This is a genomic window from Rhodanobacter thiooxydans (assembly GCF_021545845.1).
GTDB lineage: Bacteria > Pseudomonadota > Gammaproteobacteria > Xanthomonadales > Rhodanobacteraceae > Rhodanobacter.
This window is the reverse complement of the sequence record NZ_CP088923.1, coordinates 1,847,105-1,865,267: the sequence shown is the minus strand read 5'-3', so window position 1 is coordinate 1,865,267 and position 18,163 is coordinate 1,847,105. Positions and strand designations below refer to the sequence as shown.

General features: G+C 68.7%; 18 protein-coding genes. 9 read left to right on the top strand and 9 right to left on the bottom strand.

Features of this window, described 5'->3' with window-relative positions; genetic code table 11:
• The first annotated feature begins 59 nt into the window (after window positions 1-59).
• Window positions 60-509 (top strand): hypothetical protein, encoded by a 450-nt coding sequence (locus LRK53_RS08290; protein ID WP_235642623.1) that lies wholly within the window; start codon window positions 60-62, stop codon window positions 507-509.
• Between the two features lie 31 nt (window positions 510-540).
• On the opposite strand, the gene LRK53_RS08285 is transcribed toward LRK53_RS08290, so the two are convergent.
• Entirely contained in the window at window positions 541-2,025 is a 1,485-nt protein-coding gene (locus tag LRK53_RS08285) for a transglycosylase SLT domain-containing protein (RefSeq protein ID WP_235642622.1), read from the bottom strand.
• 117 nt (window positions 2,026-2,142) lie between these two features.
• Here LRK53_RS08285 and LRK53_RS08280 point away from each other — a divergent pair, with 117 nt between their 5' ends.
• From LRK53_RS08280 to greB, 3 genes are all read left to right on the top strand, one after another.
• Window positions 2,143-3,636, top strand: coding sequence for a helicase HerA-like domain-containing protein (locus tag LRK53_RS08280; protein ID WP_027492423.1), 1,494 nt, complete (start codon window positions 2,143-2,145; stop codon window positions 3,634-3,636).
• Between the two features lie 272 nt (window positions 3,637-3,908).
• Window positions 3,909-5,156, top strand: coding sequence for a tetratricopeptide repeat protein (locus LRK53_RS08275; protein ID WP_027492422.1), 1,248 nt, complete (start codon window positions 3,909-3,911; stop codon window positions 5,154-5,156).
• Complete coding sequence (greB, locus tag LRK53_RS08270) at window positions 5,153-5,659, top strand: transcription elongation factor GreB (RefSeq protein WP_027492421.1); 507 nt, start codon at window positions 5,153-5,155, stop codon at window positions 5,657-5,659. The genes LRK53_RS08275 and greB overlap by 4 nt, the downstream gene beginning before the upstream one ends.
• Window positions 5,660-5,705: 46 nt before the next feature.
• On the opposite strand, the gene LRK53_RS08265 is transcribed toward greB, so the two are convergent.
• On the bottom strand, window positions 5,706-6,509 hold the full coding sequence (locus LRK53_RS08265) for a DUF3025 domain-containing protein (protein WP_037089438.1): 804 nt from the start codon (window positions 6,507-6,509) through the stop codon (window positions 5,706-5,708).
• A 174-nt stretch (window positions 6,510-6,683) separates the two neighbouring features.
• Window positions 6,684-8,021 (bottom strand): 30S ribosomal protein S12 methylthiotransferase RimO, encoded by a 1,338-nt coding sequence (rimO, locus tag LRK53_RS08260; RefSeq protein ID WP_027492419.1) that lies wholly within the window; start codon window positions 8,019-8,021, stop codon window positions 6,684-6,686.
• 103 nt (window positions 8,022-8,124) lie between these two features.
• On the opposite strand from rimO, the gene LRK53_RS08255 reads away from it, so the two are divergent.
• Both LRK53_RS08255 and LRK53_RS08250 read left to right on the top strand, forming a co-directional pair.
• Window positions 8,125-8,793, top strand: a complete 669-nt coding sequence (locus tag LRK53_RS08255) for a dienelactone hydrolase family protein (RefSeq protein WP_027492418.1) — start codon at window positions 8,125-8,127, stop codon at window positions 8,791-8,793.
• Window positions 8,790-9,206: an HIT domain-containing protein gene (locus LRK53_RS08250; protein WP_235642621.1), complete on the top strand. Its 417-nt coding sequence runs from the start codon at window positions 8,790-8,792 to the stop codon at window positions 9,204-9,206. Before LRK53_RS08255 ends, LRK53_RS08250 begins: the two co-directional genes overlap by 4 nt.
• A 69-nt stretch (window positions 9,207-9,275) precedes the next feature.
• Here LRK53_RS08250 and LRK53_RS08245 read toward each other — a convergent pair whose 3' ends face one another.
• From LRK53_RS08245 to apbC, 3 genes are all read right to left on the bottom strand, one after another.
• On the bottom strand, window positions 9,276-9,770 hold the full coding sequence (locus LRK53_RS08245; protein WP_027492416.1) for a hypothetical protein: 495 nt from the start codon (window positions 9,768-9,770) through the stop codon (window positions 9,276-9,278).
• Between the two features lie 95 nt (window positions 9,771-9,865).
• Window positions 9,866-10,435 carry a dCTP deaminase gene (gene dcd / locus LRK53_RS08240; RefSeq protein WP_235642620.1) on the bottom strand — a complete coding sequence of 190 codons (570 nt, stop codon included), beginning with the start codon at window positions 10,433-10,435 and terminating at the stop codon, window positions 9,866-9,868.
• Between the two features lie 294 nt (window positions 10,436-10,729).
• The gene (gene apbC, locus LRK53_RS08235) at window positions 10,730-11,824 is read right to left on the bottom strand and encodes an iron-sulfur cluster carrier protein ApbC (RefSeq protein WP_027492414.1); all 1,095 of its coding nucleotides are present in this window, start codon (window positions 11,822-11,824) and stop codon (window positions 10,730-10,732) included.
• A 157-nt stretch (window positions 11,825-11,981) separates the two neighbouring features.
• On the opposite strand from apbC, the gene LRK53_RS08230 reads away from it, so the two are divergent.
• Window positions 11,982-12,446 carry a DUF2147 domain-containing protein gene (locus LRK53_RS08230; RefSeq protein WP_027492413.1) on the top strand — a complete coding sequence of 155 codons (465 nt, stop codon included), beginning with the start codon at window positions 11,982-11,984 and terminating at the stop codon, window positions 12,444-12,446.
• 69 nt (window positions 12,447-12,515) lie between these two features.
• On the opposite strand, the gene LRK53_RS08225 is transcribed toward LRK53_RS08230, so the two are convergent.
• The 3 genes from LRK53_RS08225 to LRK53_RS08215 are packed head-to-tail and all read right to left on the bottom strand — an operon-like array spanning window position 12,516 to window position 15,053.
• A complete protein-coding gene (locus LRK53_RS08225) occupies window positions 12,516-13,313 on the bottom strand; it encodes a DeoR/GlpR family DNA-binding transcription regulator (RefSeq protein WP_027492412.1) in 798 nt (265 codons plus the stop codon).
• Window positions 13,306-13,935, bottom strand: coding sequence for an HAD family hydrolase (locus tag LRK53_RS08220; RefSeq protein WP_027492411.1), 630 nt, complete (start codon window positions 13,933-13,935; stop codon window positions 13,306-13,308). Before LRK53_RS08220 ends, LRK53_RS08225 begins: the two co-directional genes overlap by 8 nt.
• Window positions 13,932-15,053 carry an MFS transporter gene (locus LRK53_RS08215; protein ID WP_037089465.1) on the bottom strand — a complete coding sequence of 374 codons (1,122 nt, stop codon included), beginning with the start codon at window positions 15,051-15,053 and terminating at the stop codon, window positions 13,932-13,934. The genes LRK53_RS08220 and LRK53_RS08215 overlap by 4 nt, the downstream gene beginning before the upstream one ends.
• A 232-nt stretch (window positions 15,054-15,285) precedes the next feature.
• Here LRK53_RS08215 and metG point away from each other — a divergent pair, with 232 nt between their 5' ends.
• Both metG and LRK53_RS08205 read left to right on the top strand, forming a co-directional pair.
• Window positions 15,286-17,412 carry a methionine--tRNA ligase gene (metG, locus tag LRK53_RS08210; protein ID WP_027492409.1) on the top strand — a complete coding sequence of 709 codons (2,127 nt, stop codon included), beginning with the start codon at window positions 15,286-15,288 and terminating at the stop codon, window positions 17,410-17,412.
• A gap of 94 nt (window positions 17,413-17,506) precedes the next feature.
• Window positions 17,507-18,109 carry an RnfABCDGE type electron transport complex subunit B gene (locus tag LRK53_RS08205; protein ID WP_027492408.1) on the top strand — a complete coding sequence of 201 codons (603 nt, stop codon included), beginning with the start codon at window positions 17,507-17,509 and terminating at the stop codon, window positions 18,107-18,109.
• Window positions 18,110-18,163 lie beyond the last annotated feature (54 nt).

Sequence of the window (18,163 nt, the reverse complement as noted above, 5' to 3'; positions counted from 1 at the left end):
GCTCGTGGCTTCGCCGCACGTGCTGCGTGCCACGAAACTCCAGCGCCGAAGGGGATCCCATGCAAATACTCACTCCGTTGCTCGTGGCGGTGCGCGCACGCCAGCTGGGTCGCCAGTTCCGCGACATCGAACGTAGCGTGCGTGCCCTGCCCAAGCGCAACCGCGAGCGCCTGGGCATGCTCACCCTGCGCGAGATCGGGCAGGCCTCGCGCAGCGATTTCCCGCACCTGTACGGCACCGCGCCGGAAGCGCGCTACCTACCCTGGGGCCATGGCACCGAGGCCGGTTACGAGCGCGCCTGCTCGACCAACGCCGAAGTGGCGCTGCGCGGCATCGCGCTGTGGCTGGCGGTGGCCTACTACGAAACCAAGAATTCCCCGTACCCCAGCCTGCAACCGCAGCACCGCCAGCTGATGCAGTTGCTGCGCGAACTGAAGGAAGTGTACGGGGCCGGCCACGTCGACACCGGCAATGGCAACAACTGGGGGCAGGAGAGCGCCGTCGCCTGAAGGCGCTACGGCGCGGCAGCGGATCAGCGGATCATCGGCAGACCGGCAGTTTCAGCGTCTGCCCGATGCTCAGGTAGTGATGCTTCAGCCCGTTCGCCTCGGCGACTTCCTGCACGCTGGAGCAATGCAGCTTGCGCACGATGCTGATCAGCGTGTCGCCACGGCGCACCTTGTAGCGGCTGGTTCCTCTCGCCGCCGGCGGCGGCGCCGGCTCTACCGGAGCGGCCGCCACCGGCACCACCGCATGGTGCAGGTCGCCGGCGAGGATCGGCCACGGACCGTCGACGCAGCGCGATGCGTATGCCTTCTCCAGCAGCTTCGGCAACTGCAGCGGCGTACCGGCCGGTTGGGTCACCTGCGGATCCAGCCGCGGGTTGAGGTTGCGCAGGGTGCGGAACCAGCCATCGCCCATGCCGCCGGCCGAGCCCAGGCAGACGGTAAGTTCCGACAACGAGGCCGGCCGCTTCAGCGTGACCGTGCCGGGCGCACCATCGACCTTCGGGAAGCGCAGGTTATAGCTATCCGGGTGCTGGAACAGCCACGCCGCGGCGAGCACCGCCGGCACGTAGTCGCGGGTTTCCTGCGACAGCTGGTCGTAGACGCGCGGGTCGTAGAAGCTCACCGAGGTGTCGTCGCCGACCGTGCGGCGCATGCGTCCCTCGCCGCCGTTGTAGGCGCCGAGGGCGAGTTCGAGGTTGTCGTTGAAGACCCGCAACTGCTCGTTGATGTACTCGGCGTTCGCCCGCGCCGATGCCGCGGGATCGAAGCGCAGGTCAAAACCGCTGTCGCTGCCCAGCCCGAAACGCATGCCGGTGGCGTACATGAACTGCAGCGGGCCTGACGCGCCCGAGCGCGAGACGGCATGCACCTTGCCGCCGGATTCCTTGGCCATGATGCCGAACAGCAGTGCCTCGGGCAGGTCCGCCTTCTGGTACTGCGGCCACATCTGGTAGCGCAGGTACTGGTAGTTCACCCAGGCATCCATCAGCTGCGGACGCCACTGGGTCAGCCACATCTCCAGCGCCGCCTTCACCGGGCCGTTCATCGCGATCAGCTGCGACAGCTTCTGCCCGTGCAGCAGGGTCACGCTGCGCTGCGCCTGCGGCAGGCTGGCCGCGCCGGTGCTGCCGCTGGCCAGCGCGGCCTGCGCCGGGTCGACGTCGCTGTCCAGGTCCTGGCCGCTGCCGAAATCGCCGTCCTTCAGGCGCAGCAGGTGGTCGAACACGGAGAAGAACCGCTGCGGATCGCAGCCGGGCGTGTTGCCGCAACGCGCCGATGCTTCCTTCAGGCGGTCCAGCGCGCGGGTCAGGGTCAGCCGCGAGGCCTGCAGGTTGCCTTCGCGCGACTGCTGCAGGGCGGTCTCGTAACCCTTGCTGGCCTGGTCGAGTTCGCCGTACAGCGTATCCAGAGGGGTGGTCGGCCTGGTGCTGCCGGTGCTGGCGCAGGCGGCCAGCAGACTGATCGCGACGGCCAGCGCGGCCAGACGCAGGGTACGCACAACGGAACGCGACAGCATCACGAACTTCACCCGCGGAAAACGCTCACCATAGCGGGCGCAGGGCCTCGACTCAACGCGCCGCGACAGCGCCGCCGGCTTGGCTACAATCGCTCGACCCGCAATGGATGGAACGCCATGACCGAGATCCTGATCGGCCGCAACGACAGCACCAGCGTCAATCTCGACCCGCACTACGGCAACCGTCACGGCATGATCGCCGGCGCCACCGGCACCGGCAAATCCGTTTCGCTGATGGTGCTGGCCGAAGGCTTTTCGCGGCTGGGCGTGCCGTGCTTCCTGGCCGACGCCAAGGGCGACCTGGCTGGTCTGGCGATGGCCGCCGGCGCGCCCGGCGACAAGCTCAAGGCGCGGCTGGACAAGCTCAAGCTCAGCGACTGGAAGCCGCAGGCCAACCCGGTGATCTTCTGGGACATCTACGGCAAGCTCGGCCACCCGGTGCGCGCCACCGTCAGCGAGATGGGCCCGGCCCTGCTCGGCCGCGTGCTGGAACTGAACGACACCCAGGAAGGCGTGCTGGAGGTGGTGTTCAAGGCCGCCGACGACCAGGGCTGGCTGCTGCTCGACCTGGCCGACCTGCGCGCCCTGCTCGGCTACGCCGCCGACAACGCCAAGGCACTCTCGGCCAAGTATGGGCTGATCAGCACCACCAGCATCGCGGCGATCCAGCGTGCGCTGCTGAAACTCGAGAACGACGGCGCCGACCAGTTCTTCGGCGAGCCGGCGCTGGAGCTGGCCGACCTGATGCGCCAGGACATGAGCGGGCGCGGCATCATCAATGTGCTGGCCGCCGACCAGCTGATCCTGAAGCCTCGGCTGTACTCCACCTTCCTGCTGTGGCTGCTGTCCGAACTGTTCGAGCAACTGCCCGAAGTGGGCGACCTCGACCAGCCGAAGATGGTGTTCTTCTTCGACGAGGCGCACCTCCTGTTCGACGACGCCTCGCCCGCGTTGCTGCAGCGGGTCGAACAAGTCGTGCGGCTGATCCGCTCCAAGGGTGTCGGCGTGTACTTCTGCTCGCAGAATCCCGACGACGTGCCCGGCGTGATCCTCGGCCAGCTCGGCAACCGCATCCAGCACGCGCTGCGCGCGTTCACCCCACGCGACCAGAAGGCGGTCAGGGCCGCGGCGGAAACCTTCGTCGCCAACCCGAAGCTCGACGTCAGCGTGGCGATCACCAAGCTCGCCGTCGGCGAGGCGCTGGCCTCTACCCTCGGCAACGGCGGCGTACCCTCGCCGGTGGAGCAGGTGCTGGTGACGGCGCCCTGCTGCCGCATCGGCGCGATCACTGACGCCGAGCGCGCCACCGTCCGCCAGCGCTCGCCGGTGGGCGGCAAGTACGACAACCCGCTCAACCGCGAATCGGCCGCCGAGATGCTGGCCAAGCGCGCCGACGACAAGGCGAGTGCCGACGCCGCGGCGGCAGACACGCCAGGCAAGGCCGAGGAAGCGGGCTGGGGCGGCGCGGTGCACGACGTGCTGTTCGGCACCAAGCGCCGTCAGGGCATGGTCGAGACGATGGGCAAGCAGGTGGTGCGCACGATGGGCAGCCAACTCGGCCGGCAGATCCTGCGCGGCGTGCCGGGCGGCATCTTCGGCGGCAAGCGCTGAGTGAGAGCCTGCTCCATGTCTTCGCATAGCCCGCGTTGCCTTGCCGTGGCCGTCAGGTGGTGGCGCGTGGCGCAGCGCCTGCCTGGCTGGCAGGTCAAGCCGCGCGCTGCCGCATGGCGGCCACGGCGAGGCAACCCGAAGGGCCGGGTCTGTTTGCCCGCATTCCTGCGTCATCACTCGGTCGTGGACGGACGTCCACTCCTTCGTTCTTCCTTGGTCTACGCGCAAACAGCTCCCGGCGCAGGCCATGCGAGGACATGGAGCAGGCTCTGATGCCGCGCGTCGAAGTCGTCGCTGCCGACACGCCGTTCGGCGAGCGCCTCGCGGCCGCTTTCGGCTATCCGCTGCGGGGCGCCGCGCTGCCCACCTGCGTGGTGCTGGCGCTGATCCACTACGTCGGCCTGCTGCCGTCGTGGACCGGTGCGCTGGCCAGCGCGCTGGTGTGGGCCGCCACCTGGCGTTACGCCGCCGACTGCCTGCTGCACACCGCCAACGGCTACGCCGACCCGCCCGACGTCGGCAGCGACGGCAACAGTGCGAGCGGCTGGGGCCTGACCGCGATCCACCTGCTGGTGGTCGCACTGTGCGTGGTCGCCATCGTGTTCTTTCCGCGATTGCTGTGGCCGGTGCTGATCCTGTCCGCCCTGGTGCTGCCGGCGATCGACATGTCGCTGGCGTTCGACGGCAACCTGGCGCTGGCGATCAACCCGTTGAACTGGGTGCGCGTGATCGGCGGTTTCGGTGCCGCCTACCTGATTCCCGTGGCGATCAACCTGCTGCTCGGTCTGCTCATCGTGCTGGCCTCGGTCACCACCGCGCTGCTGCCGCGGCTGCTGGCGCTGCCGCTGTTCGCCTTCGCCTACACCTACCTGGTCGTGCTGGCCTTCCACCTGATGGGTGCGCTGATCCACCAGCGCCACGAGCGCTTCGGCATCGAACCGGAAGCCGAGAAACTCGCCGCTGCCTCCGGCCAGGATGCCGACAGCAGGCTGGTCGACGAGGCGCGCCAGCTCGCCGTCGACGACCCACTGGCGGCGCTGCGGCGACTGGCCGCCCGCCTGCAGGATCGCGCCGCACCGGCAGCGGTGCACCAGCTTTATCGCGAGCTGCTGCAACGGCAGGGCCTGCGCGACGATCTGCTGGTGCATGGCCAGATCTGGATCGCTGCGCTGATCGCCCAGAAGGAATCGCGCCGCGCGCTCGGCGTGCTGCAGGAGTGCTGCGGCATCGACGCCGCGTTCGTGCCGGACGACCCGCGCACCTGCGGCGAGCTGGCCGACCTGGCCGCACGGCTGGGCATGGGCCGGCTCGCCATCCAGCTGTGCCGCGGCTACCTCGCGCACTGGCCGCGCGACGCACACGCGCCGTACTACGGCCTGCTGGCCGCGCGGCAGCTCGCGGCCCACGCCGACCAGCACGCCGAGGCCGTGGCGCTGCTGGACCGGCTCGCCACCGCGTGGCCGGACCACCCATTGCGCAGCGAGATCGACGCGCAACGGCGCCAGCTGGCCCCGGCATGAGCCGCTGGCGTCCGCCCTCGCCCGGCTCCACCGCGATCGTCACCCGCGAGGGTTTCGAGCGGCTGAAGGCCGAGCTCGACCAGCTGTGGCACGTGCTGCGCCCGGAGGTGGTGAAGGCGCTGGCCGCGGCCGCCGCCGAGGGCGACCGCTCGGAAAACGCCGAGTACACCTACCGCAAGAAGCAGCTCGGCGAGATCGACCGCCGCGTGCGCTACCTCAGCAAGCGCATCCCGTCGCTCAAGGTGGCCGAAGGCGTACCGGGCGACCGCCAGGCAGTGTTCTTCGGCGCCTGCATCGAACTGGAGAACGTCGCCACCGGCGAGGTTCACCGCTACCGCATCGTGGGCCCGGACGAGACCGATGCGAAACGCGGCTGGATCAGCGTCGACTCGCCGCTGGCGCGGGCAGTGCTGAAGAAGCACATCGACGACGAGTTCAGCGCCGAGCTGCCGGGCGGATTGACCACGTTTGCCGTGCTCGCGGTCGACTACGACGGAGCCTGACGCGGCATCGCGGCGGGAGCAGCGGGCCGCATGGCGCGGGGATTGCTCAGGCAGCCGGCGGGTACGCGCGCCCGGCGCGCCGCGGCTGATAACAGGCGGCATGGCGATGGAAGGCTTCGTCGGCATTGTCCGGATGCCAGCCCGGAATGCCCGACAGCGGCAGCGGCCGCAGCTCCAGTGGATCGAGCAGCAGGCGTTCCGCACCGACCGCCGCGGCGCAACGCACGGACAGGTCGGCGTCGCCGCCCGAGCGAAACGCCAGCGCCTTGCCCACCAGCAGCCGGCCCGGACTCAAGGCCAGCTCCAGCAGCGCGTGACCGAACAGCTCCAGCTGGATCGAACCGTCCAGCCATGCCTGCCGTCGGCGCCAGAACAGGCCATGCCAGTCATGCGCATCCCACAACGCCAGCAGCGCGGGATCGCGCACGGCGACGATCACGCCGGCTTCGTCGAAATGGGTCAACGCATACTGCGCGCGCGAGCGCCGCTTCGGCCCCATGCTGGCGATCCCGGCCACCTGCCGCGCGTTGAGCGTGCGCTTGAGGCTCGGGTAACGCAGCCAGACCAGCGCGTTGAACAGGTCGTGCCAGTTGTTTTCGCGGGTGGCTATTTCATCGCGTTCGGCGATGCGCTGCTCGTAGTGCAGGCCATCGGCGAGCAGCTCGTGGGTTTGCGCCACGAAGTGTTCGCGCATGCCGGCCGGGCGGCAGGCGTTGAGCGTGTCGATCGTCGGCCAGTCGCGGCCATCGATCAGCCCGGCATGTTCGCGCCACGCCGCCAGCGGCATCCGTCCGAACACCTGCGGATCGACCGCGTCGCAGGACGGAGCCACGTAGCGGGTTTTCTTCATGCGCCTGTCGGACACCTCGAAACCCCTCGACGACGTCATTCCCGCGCAAGCGGGAATCCATCCTGATCTTGCCAAACGGTAAACCGGATTCCCGCTTGCGCGGGAATGGCGAGCAGAAAAGCAGCTCCGATGCCGCTACTCATCGATGCCGGAACGGTCGTCCCTGGCCGTCCTTCAGATCACCTTGAGCGTCGGACGCGCCAGGCGCGCGGTGAGGTCGTGGTCACTGGCCGCCTCGACCACCACGTCGACGAACTGGCCGGGCTTGAGGTGCTGGCCGTCGGCGATCAGCACGCTGCCGTCGATCTCGGGTGCATCGGCGGCGGAGCGGGCCACGGCGCCGTCGGCGTTCGCCTCGTCCACCAGCACCTTGAGCGTGCGGCCAATCTTGCGCTGCAGCTTGGCGGCGGAGATTTCCGCCTGTACGGCCATGAATTGTTCCAGGCGGTCTTCCTTCAGCTCCTCGGAGACCGCACCGGGCAGCTCGTTGGCCTTGGCGCCGTCCACCGGCGAATAGGCGAACGCGCCCACGCGGTCCAGCTCGGCCTCACGCAGAAAATCCAGCAGCTCCTCGAACTCGGCGTCGGTCTCGCCGGGGAAGCCCACGATGAAGGTGCTGCGGATGGTGAGGTCAGGGACCTGGGCGCGCCAGTTGCGGATGCGCTCCAGCGTCTTGTCGATGTTGCCGGGGCGCTTCATCAGTTTCAGGATGCGCGGGCTGGCGTGCTGGAACGGGATGTCGAGGTACGGCAGCAGTTTCCCTTCCGCCATCAGCGGCATCAGCTCGTCCACGTGCGGGTACGGATAGACGTAGTGCAGGCGCGTCCACGCGCCCAGCTCGGCCAGGCCTTCGCACAGCTCGGTCATGCGCGTGCGGTACGCCTTGCCGCGCCACGGGCGCTCGGCGTACTTCAGGTCCACGCCGTAGGCGCTGGTGTCCTGCGAGATCACCAGCAGTTCCTTCACACCGCCCTTGACCAGCTTCTCGGCCTCCACCAGCACTTCGTCCACCGGGCGCGAGACCAGGTTGCCGCGCATCGACGGGATGATGCAGAAGCTGCAGCGGTGATTGCAGCCTTCGGAAATCTTCAAGTAGGCGTAGTGCTTCGGGGTGAGCTTCACGCCAGTGTCCGGCACGATGTCGATGAACTTGTTGCGCTGCGGCGGCAACGCCTGGTGCACCGCGCTCATCACGCTGGCGTAGTCCTGCGGGCCGCTGATCGACAGCACGTCGGGATAGGCCTCGCGGATCAACGCCTCGCGCTTGCCCAGGCAGCCGGTGACGATCACCTTGCCGTTCTCATTGAGCGCGGTGCCGATCGAGTCCAATGACTCCTGCACCGCGGCGTCGATGAAGCCGCAAGTGTTCACCACCACCGCGTCGGCCTCGCCGTAGCTGGGCACGATCTGGTAGCCCTCGACCTTGAGCTGGGTGAGGATGCGCTCGGAGTCGACCAGCGCCTTGGGGCAGCCGAGACTGACGAAGCCGATCTTGTGGGCGGTCTGGGACATGCGGGGCCACCGGGAACATGCGGAGTAACCGCAAATTATACGGCAGTGCGGCGCGGCCACCGGCGCGGCTAGACTTCACGCGATCCCCGCCAAGGAGCCAGCCATGGGCCAGCACATCAACATCCCCACCACCCGCACCCAGTGCATCGGCGGCTACCTCGCCCAGCCGCACGGCAAGCCGAAGGGTGGCATCGTGGTGATCCAGGAAATCTTCGGCGTCACCGCACACATCCGCCGTGTGGCCGACGGCTTCGCCGCGCACGGCTACACCGCGATCGCGCCGGCGTTCTTCGACCATCTGGAGAGCGGCGTGGAACTGGGCTATGACCAGGTCGGCGCCAACAAGGGCAAGCAACTGGTTGCGGAGCTGGGGCTGGAGCGGGCGCTGGAGGACGTCGCCAGCGCGGCCGAGTCGATCGCCTCGGCCGGCAAGATCGGCACCGTCGGCTATTGCTGGGGCGGCACCGTGGCCCTGCTCGCCGCATTGCGCCTGGGCCTGCCCTCGGTGAGTTACTACGGCGCGCGCAACCTGCCGTTCCTGCACGAGACGCCGCAGGCGCCGGTGATGTTCCACTTCGGCGAGAAGGACCGCAGCATCACGCCGGAGATGGTGGCAAAGCACCGCGAGGCGCTGCCGCAGATGGAACTCTTCACCTACCCGGCCGACCACGCCTTCAACCGCGACGGCAGCACGCCCTACCACGAGCCCAGCGCGAAGCTGGCGCTGGAGCGCACGCTGGCGTTCTTCGACCGGCAGCTGGCCAGCGCATGAGCGAGACCGGCTTTGTACTCAATCCGCGGCTGGCGGCAGATACCCACACGGTCGCCTCGCTGCCGCTGTGCGACGTGCGGCTGATGGACGACGCGCGCTGGCCGTGGCTGGTGCTGGTGCCGCGCCGCGCCGGGCTGGTGGAGATTGCCGACCTGCACGGCGACGAACAGGCCGTGCTGTGGCAGGAAGTGAACCGCGCCGCCGCCGCGCTGCGCGCGGTGACACCCTGCGACAAGCTCAACCTCGGCGCGCTCGGCAACATCGTGCGGCAGTTGCACGTGCACGTGATCGCGCGGGTCGAAGGCGATGCGGCGTGGCCGGGGCCGGTCTGGGGGCATGGTGCCCGCGTGGCCCGTGACGAGAAAGACGCCGCCACGTCGATCGCGGCGCTGAGGCGGGCATTGGCCGCCTGAGCCACAGTGATGGCCAATGAAAAGCCCGCGGCGCTGGCCGCGGGCTTTTCGCCGGGAAACCGCCGGGCGTCAGTGCTGCTGCGAAGGATCGTAGCTGCCGCCGGCAGCGGACTTGCCCTTCATCTCGTCGTTCATCTGCACCGGCGCGCGGTAATCCTCCAGCCGGCGCGCCTTGGTATCCACCGGGTTGATCTTCTTCAACGTGCCGTCGTCGTCGTAGTACACGGCGAAGCCGTAGTCGAGCTGCATGCGCGCCATGTATTCGAGATGCTGCTTGCGCACCTTGGAATCGTCGCTGCGCTCCAGCAGCACGGTCTTCGGCAGCTTGCCCTGCTCCTTCAGGTAGGCGAAATGGCTGCCCAGATCCAGCGCCGACAGTACCGCGTCGTCCAGCAGGAACTGGCCGCTCTTATAGGCCTTGACGGTGGTGTCGAACTGGCTTTGCGCCTGGGCGGCGCTGATCTCATCCTTGGTACTGCCGCGATGGCAGCCAGCCAGCACCAGCAGGCTGCCAAGCATGGCTGCCGCGGCTGCACGGATAAGCAGGGACGAAAAACGGATCATCGGTGTCTCCTGGAAAACGGGTCGGTGCGCCAGGCGAGTGTAGCGCCCGGCCATGATCGTGGGCAGCGTCCGGCGCCGCCCGTTCAGGGGAACGATCAGGTGCGCGGCAGGGTCACGCCCTGCTGGCCCTGGTACTTGCCGCCACGGTCCTTGTAGCTGGTCTCGCATTCCTCATCGGATTCGAGGAACAGCATCTGCGCCACGCCCTCGTTGGCGTAGATTTTCGCGGGCAGCGGCGTGGTGTTGGAGAACTCCAGCGTCACATGGCCTTCCCACTCCGGCTCCAGCGGCGTCACGTTGACGATGATGCCGCAGCGCGCGTAGGTGCTCTTGCCCAGGCACACCACCAGCACGTTGCGCGGGATGCGGAAGTACTCCACCGTGCGCGCCAATGCAAACGAGTTGGGCGGGATGATGCACACGTCCGCCTCGACGTCGACGAAGCTGGTCGGGTCGAACGACTTGGGGTCGACGATGGTGGAGTTGATGTTGGTGAAGATCTTGAACTCGCGCGCGCAGCGCACGTCGTAGCCGTAGCTGGAGGTGCCCCAGGACACGGCGCGGCCGCCGTCGGCGCCCTGCTTCATCTGCCCCGGCTCGAACGGCTCGATCATGCCGTGGCCCTGGGCCATGCGGCGGATCCACTTGTCGGATTTGATGCTCACACGGTCTCCGGTCGATTGCGGGCAGCCCGAGTCAACCGGGCGCAAAGCGGTAAAAATACATGGTCGGGACGCCCCCACGCCAGCCGACCGGTTCGCCATCGCTCCGTAGGAGCCCGCTGGCAGGCGATAGCTTTGAAAGCCGGGATTTGGGATTCGGGATTCGCAAAAGCTATCGCCCGCCAGCGGGCTCCTACGGGCGGGATGGAAGGTCGGTCAGGATGTCCAGCGCCGCGCGGTTGGACGACACGCGGCGCAGGCTGCTGCACAGGCACAGCACGCGCCGTGCCGTCACCGTCACGCCGCCGGCACGCCCTGCACCACGATCTTGCCCAGCCCCAGCGACTTGTTGCGCGGCTGCCGCGACAGCCGGCCGGCCACGTTGCGGGCGATCTCGCGATAACGCATGGCGAGGTCGGAGTCGGGGATCGCCGCCACCGTGGGGTTGCCGCCGTCGGTCTGCTCGCGGATGCGGATGTCCAGCGGCAGCGAGCCGAGATAGGCCGCGCCGTACTGCGTGGCCATGCGCTCGCCGCCGCCCTCGCCGAAGATGTTCTCCTCATGGCCGCAGTTGGAGCAGACGTGGGTGGCCATGTTCTCCACCACGCCGAGCACCGGCACCTCGACCTTCTCGAACATCTTGAGCGCCTTGCGCGCATCCAGCAGGGCGATGTCCTGCGGCGTGGTAACGATCACCGCGCCGGCCACCGGCACCTTCTGCGACAGCGTGAGCTGGATGTCGCCGGTGCCCGGCGGCAGGTCGACGATCAGGTAGTCGAGCTGCTCCCAGCGCGTGTCGGTGAGCAGCTGCATCATCGCCTGGGTGACCATCGGGCCGCGCCAGATCATCGGCGTGTCTTCTTCCACCAGGAAGCCGATCGACATCACCGGCATGCCGTGCGCCTGCATCGGGATGATGCTCTTGCCGTCCGGCGAAGCCGGCTTGCCGTGCACGCCGAGCATGGTCGGCTGGCTGGGGCCGTAGATGTCCGCATCCATCACACCGACCTTCGCGCCTTCGGCCTGCAGCGCCAGCGCCAGGTTCGCCGACACCGTGGACTTGCCCACGCCGCCCTTGCCTGAGGCCACCACGATGATGTTCTTCACGTTCGGCAGCGGCCCCAGCGTGCCCTGCACCTTGTGCACGTGGATGCGGCTGGTGATCGACACGACGGCCGCGTCGATCGTCGGATCGGCTTCCAGCGCCTGGCGCACGCGCGCGGCGAGGGCGTCGACGGCGCCGGCGGCCGGGTAGCCCAGTTGCAGGTCCACTGACACCTTCGTCCCGTCCACACCGACCGCACGCAGCGCCTCGGCCAGCGGCGCGCCGGTATGGGTGTCGATGAGGCCGCCAAGGATCTGGCGGACCAGGGCTTCGTTGGCCTGGGTCATGGTTCGGTATCGGGGCGTTTGCGGGACTGACATTATGCCAGCCCGCCGCTGCGGCCCCGCTGATCCAGGTCAGCGACGGGCTTGGCGCAATGCAGCTTGACGCCGCCGCGCCAGCCCGCCAGCCTCACCCCATACGCTTTCGTACGGAGGAGCACCCATGAAGCAAGCAGTTCGTCTCACCTTCGCCGCCGGCCTGCTGCTGGCTGCCGGCGCAGCGCTGGCCGCCAACGACACCCCGGTCGGCACCTGGAAGACCATCGACGACAGCACCCACCAGCCGAAGTCGATCGTCGAGATCACCGAGCACAACGGCGAGTACCAGGCGAAGATCATGCAGTTGTTGAACCGCACGCCCGAGGACGTGGCGCGCGACGGCGAGCATCCGGTCTGCGCCAAGTGCGACGGCGAGCGCAAGAACCAGCCGATCGTCGGCATGACCTTCATGTGGGGCGTCAGCCAGGATGGCGACGAATGGAGTGGCGGCAAGATCCTCGATCCGAAGAACGGCAAGGTCTACAAGGTGAAGCTCAAGCTGGTGGACGGCGGCAGCAAGCTCGACGTGCATGGCTACATCGGCTTCGCCCTGCTCGGCCGCTCGCAGATCTGGGAACGCCAGGACTGACCCCACCTCCACGCCTGACCCGACGCCCCGCACCGCCCGTCGGTGCGGGGCGTTTTCACGTGCGGCCGCTCAGTCGGCCGTCGGTTCGGCCCGGTGCACGCTGACGCCGCGGGCGCTGAACGCGGCGCGTGCCTGGCGCCCTACGGCATGCTCGAGCACCAGATGCTGCACCTCCTCGATGCGTGCGATGCGGTGCGTGGCCAGCGTACCCAGTTTGTCGCTGGTGGCCACCACCACGGTCTCGCCGCTGGCCTCGACCATCGCCCGCTTCAGCAGCGACTCCTCGCTATCGAAGCCCCACAGGCCAGTGCCCGCGTCGATGGCGCAGGCGCCGGGGAAACACAGGTCGGCGCGCACGCGCTGCAGCTCCTGCAGGGTCTGCGCACCCACCGCACCGCCGATCCGCGGGTCGATGCGACCGCCCAGCAGCAGGATCTCGAAACCTTCGCGCTCGATCAGCGCCAGCGCGATGTCCGGCGCATTGGTGACCACGGTGAGGCCCAACCGCTCGGGCAGGGTCGCGGCGATCGCGGCGTTGGTGGAGCCGGCGTCGATCAGCAGCACCTGTCCCGGGCGCACCAGGCTCACCGCCTTGCGCGCCAGCGCCAGCTTGCGGCCGACCTGCTCGCCGCGCCGCTGTTTCAACGGTGCGACGGCGGCCGAGAGCGGCAGCGCGCCGCCGTAGACGCGCTTGCACAAGCCCTGCGCGGCCAGCTCGCGCAGGTCGCGGCGGATCGAATCCTCCGACGCCGCCAACTCCGCCGCCAGTTCTGCCGCCACCACCCGTCCGCGGCTGCGCAGGCGCTGCAGGATCTCGCGCTGGCGCTCCTGCGGCAGCAATTCGCCGGGCCGCGTCGGCTTAGCCATGCGCCGCCTCCAGCAGGCCCGCACGGCACAGCTCCGCGCGCAAGGTGGCTGGATCGCGGAAGTGCAGCGCGTGCATGCCCAGCCGCGCCGCAGCCTCGACATTGCGCGGCGCGTCGTCGATGTACACCGTGCGCGCGGCATCCAGCCCATGGCGCGACAACAGCACGTGGAAAATCGCCGGGTCGGGCTTGATCAAGCGCTCCTCGCCCGACACCACGATGCCGCGGAACGCGTCCATGAAGCCGTAGCGTTGCCGCGCCAGCGGAAAGGTTTCCTGTGACCAGTTGGTCAGCGCGTACAGCGGCACGCCGCGTGCGCGCAACTCGCCGAGGATGGCCACGCTGCCCTCGATCGGCCCACGCAGCATCTCGTCCCAGCGCTCGCGGTAGGCGGCGATCAGTTCGGCATGCTGCGGATGCTGCGCGCTGAGCCCGTCGATGGCCTCGCGCCAGGGGCGTCCCGCATCCTGCTGCTCGTTCCAGTGCGCGGTGCACACCTCGGCCAGGAAGCGCTCCATCGCCGCCTCGTCATCGAACAACCGGCGATACAGATGGCGCGGGTTCCAGTCCAGCAGCACGCCGCCGAAGTCGAACACCACGGTGTCGAAGCGCGGCGCACTCATGGCCGCACCAGCCTTGCCGAAGCGGCGGTCAGCAGCAGCAGGCCGGCCACCGCCGCCAGCGCCACTGCGAGCGAGCTGGCCTGGGCGAGGAAACCGATCAGCGCCGGGCCGCTGAGCAGGCCGGCATAACCCAGCGTGGTCACCGTGGCGATGGCCACGCCCGGCGAGGTGCCGGGCAAGCGCCCGGCCGCACCGAACATCACCGGCACGATGTTGGCCGCGCCCAGCCCCACCAGTACGAAGCCGAGCAGCGCCGCACCCGGCCACGCCAGCGTCGACGCCAGCAGGAAACCCGCCGCCGCGATGCAGGCGCCGATGCGCACCGTCCACACCGGGCCGTAGCGCGCAACGACACGATCGCCGCTGAGCCGGCCCAGCGCCATCGCCACCGAGAAGGCGGCATAGCCGATGCCCGCCGACGCCGCCGGGAAACCGCGGAACTCGCGCAGGAACACCGCGCTCCAGTCCAGCATCGCGCCCTCGGCGAAGAAGCTGACGAAGCACAGCAGGCCCAGCAGCAGCACGACGCCGCGCGACATGCCGAGTGCTGCCGCGCGCCCGGCGGTTTCGCCAGCTCCGTCGAGCAGACGGGGCCATTGGCTCGCCACCACGATGGCCAGCAGCAGGGAGATGGCGACGGCCGCCATGGCGAGCGGCAGGCCCAGCGCGAGCAGCAGGCTCATGCCGGCCGCCCCGCCCAGGCCGCCGATGCTGAACAGGCCGTGGAAACCCGACATCAGCGGGCGGCCGTCACGGCGCTCCACTTCCACCGCATGCGCGTTCATCGCCACGTCCACCGCGCCCAGCGCGGCACCGAAGTACGCCAGTCCGAACGCCAGGCTGGCCACGCCGGGTGCCGTCGCCAGCAGCGGCAGCGCCAGGCACAGCAGCAAGCCGCCGACGCCGATCACGCGGCGGCTGCCGAAGCGGTGGGTGAGCCAGCCGACCAGCGGCATCGAGGCCATCGAGCCGCCGCCGAAAGCCAGTAACAACAAGCCGAGCTGGGCCTCGTCCAGGCCCAGCCGCGCCTTCGCGTACGGCACCATCGGTGCCCACGCGGCCATGCCGATGCCGGAGATCAGGAAGATCAGGCGGGTCGCAAGGATGGCCGGGGCCAATCTGCTGCGCGCACCCGCCGCCGTGGAACTGTCGCTGTACTGCACGCTCGTGGCCCTGCGATTCAATACGCATGAACGTACACAAACACGCATGAACGTGCAATCCACGCACGTCCGTTCCGCCCGTCCGGGCGGTCGGCCCGGATCGCCGAAACCTTGCCCTGCCAAGCGTGCCGGCCATGCCGCGGCGGCGGCGTGGCATAATCCGCAGTCATTTCGACCGAATGCCGCCATGAGTCGCCGCCTGCTCGTCACCAACGCCCTTCCCTACGCCAACGGCCCGCTGCACATGGGCCACCTGCTGGGCTACATCCAGGCCGACATCTGGGTACGCGCGCAGCGGATGAGCGGCAACAAGGTGGTCTACGTGTGCGCCGACGATGCGCACGGCACGCCGATCATGCTGGCCGCGGAGAAGGCCGGCATGACGCCGGAGGCCTTCATCGCCGGCATCCGCGAGGGCCACGAGGCCGACTTCGCCGCGTTCGGCGTGGCCTTCGACCAGTACCACAGCACCCATTCGGACGAGAACCGCGAGCTGTCGACGCTGATCTACACGCGGTTGCGTGACGGCGGCTACATCGCCAAGCGCAACATCCAGCAGCTGTTCGACCCCGACAAGCAGATGTTCCTGCCGGACCGCTACATCAAGGGCGTGTGCCCCAACTGCGGTACGCCCGACCAGTACGGCGACAACTGCGAGCACTGCGGCGCCACCTACGCGCCCACCGACCTGATCAATCCGTACTCGGTGGTATCTGGCGCTGCGCCGGTGCTGAAGGACTCGGAGCATTACTTCTTCGAACTGGGCAAGTTCGAGGGACTGCTGCGCGACTGGTTCGCCGGCAGGCTCACCCACGGCAAACCGGTGGCGAACAGCGGCGTCGCGGCGAAGCTTCGCGAATGGCTGGACGGCGGCCTGCGGGACTGGGACATCTCGCGCGACGCCCCCTATTTCGGCTTCCCGATCCCCGACGCGCCGGGCAAGTTCTTCTACGTGTGGCTGGACGCGCCGGTAGGCTACCTGGCCAGCTTCAAGGCGCTGTGCGACCGCACCGCCCGCCTCAAGTTCGACGACTTCCTCGCCCCCGGCAGCACGGCCGAGATGCACCACTTCATCGGCAAGGACATCATCAATTTCCACGGACTGTTCTGGCCGGCCATGCTGCACGGCGCGCAGATGCGCGTGCCCACCGCGCTGCACGTCAACGGCTACCTGACGGTGAACGGCGCGAAGATGTCCAAGTCGCGCGGCACCTTCATCCAGGCGCGCACTTACCTGGACGCCGGCCTGCATCCGGGATTCCTGCGCTACTACTTCGCCAGCATGCTCAGCGACGCGCCGGTCGACGTGGACCTCGACCTCAAGGCGTTCGAGGAGCGCGTCAACTCGCACCTGGTCGGCAAGTGGGTGAACATCGCCAGCCGCACCGCCGGCTTCGTGCACAAGTTCTTCGACGGCCGCCTGGCGCCGCAGTTCGGCGCAGAGGAAACCGCGCTGTGGAACACCCTGCTGGAACACTACGACGGCATCGCCGCGCTGTACGACAGCGGCGACTTCGCCGAGGTCACCCGCCGCTTCGTGCTGATGGCCGACCTGGTCAACGGCCACATCGCCGCCAAGGCGCCGTGGGCGATGGCCAAGGACGAGAGCCGCCGCGACGAACTGCACCAGGTGTGCTCGTTCGCGCTGACCGCGTTCCGCCTGCTGGCCGGCATGCTCAAGCCGATCCTGCCGATCACCGTGGCCGCCGCCGAACGGTTCCTGGCCGCGCCGATCGCCGACTTCGACGACGCCCGCGCCGGCCTGCGCAACCACGCCATCAACACCTTCGAGCCGCTGCTCGGCCGCATCGACCCCAAGCGCATCGAAGCGATGATCGAAGCATCGAAGGATTCGCTGGGCGCTCCCGCCGCCCCGAAAAAGAAAAAAGCCATGAACGACACCGCCACGCCGACCGCACCCGCTGCGCCGAATCCCGGCTCTCAAGCGACGAATGTCGGGTCATCCCGAGTCCCGGCCCCCGACACCATCGGCATCGACGACTTCGCCAGGCTCGACCTGCGCATCGGCAAGGTCATCGCCTGCGGGTTCGTGGACGGCTCGGACAAGCTGCTGCGCTTCGAACTCGATGCCGGCGCACTGGGCACCCGGCAGATTTTCTCCGGCATCCGCGCCGCCTACGCCGAGCCGGGAAAGCTGGTCGGCCGCAACGTGGTGTTCATCGCCAACCTCGCCCCGCGCAAGATGCGCTTCGGCCTGTCCGAGGGCATGATCCTGTCCGCTGGTGACGGCGGCAGCGACCTGTTCCTGCTCGACGCCGATCCGGGCGCCAAGCCAGGCGCCACGGTGCGTTAGGCGAGGAAAAGGGAATAGAGAATAGGGAATAAAAAAGCCGCCAGCCTGGCGCACAGCGCTCTTTGCTATTCCCTACTCCCTATTCCCCGCTCCCATGACCGACCTCGCCGACCGCATCGACGCCCTGCTGCCGCAGACGCAATGCGAGCAGTGCGGCTATCACGGCTGCCGGCCGTATGCGGAGGCGATCGCGCGCGGCGAGGCGGCGATCAACCGCTGCCCGCCCGGCGGTACGGCCGGCATCGCGAAGCTGGCGGCGCTGCTGGAGCGACCCATGTTGCCGCTGGACCGCGCCTGCGGCGTGGAGAAGCCGCGCATGCTGGCGCGCATCGTCGAAGCCGACTGCATCGGCTGCACCAAGTGCACCCAGGCCTGCCCGGTCGATGCCATCGTGGGTGCGTCGAAGCTGATGCACACCGTGCTCGCCGACGACTGCACCGGCTGCGAACTGTGCGTGCCGGCCTGCCCGGTCGACTGCATCGTGCTCGAACCGATGCCGATGGAACAGATCGATCAGACGCACGCCGACGCGGCGCGCGGACATTTCCAGCGCCGCGAGGCGCGACTGGCACGCGAAGCGACCGAGCGCGAGGCGGAACTGGCCATGCGCAAGACAGCGGTGGACACCGCCGCATCCAGCAACCCGGTGCTGGCCGCGCTGGCGCGCGCCCGTGCGAAGCAGGACAAATCGTCATGAAAACGCGAAGCCGCTCATCGTCGTTCCAGCGCAAGCTGGAACCCAGTGACTGTC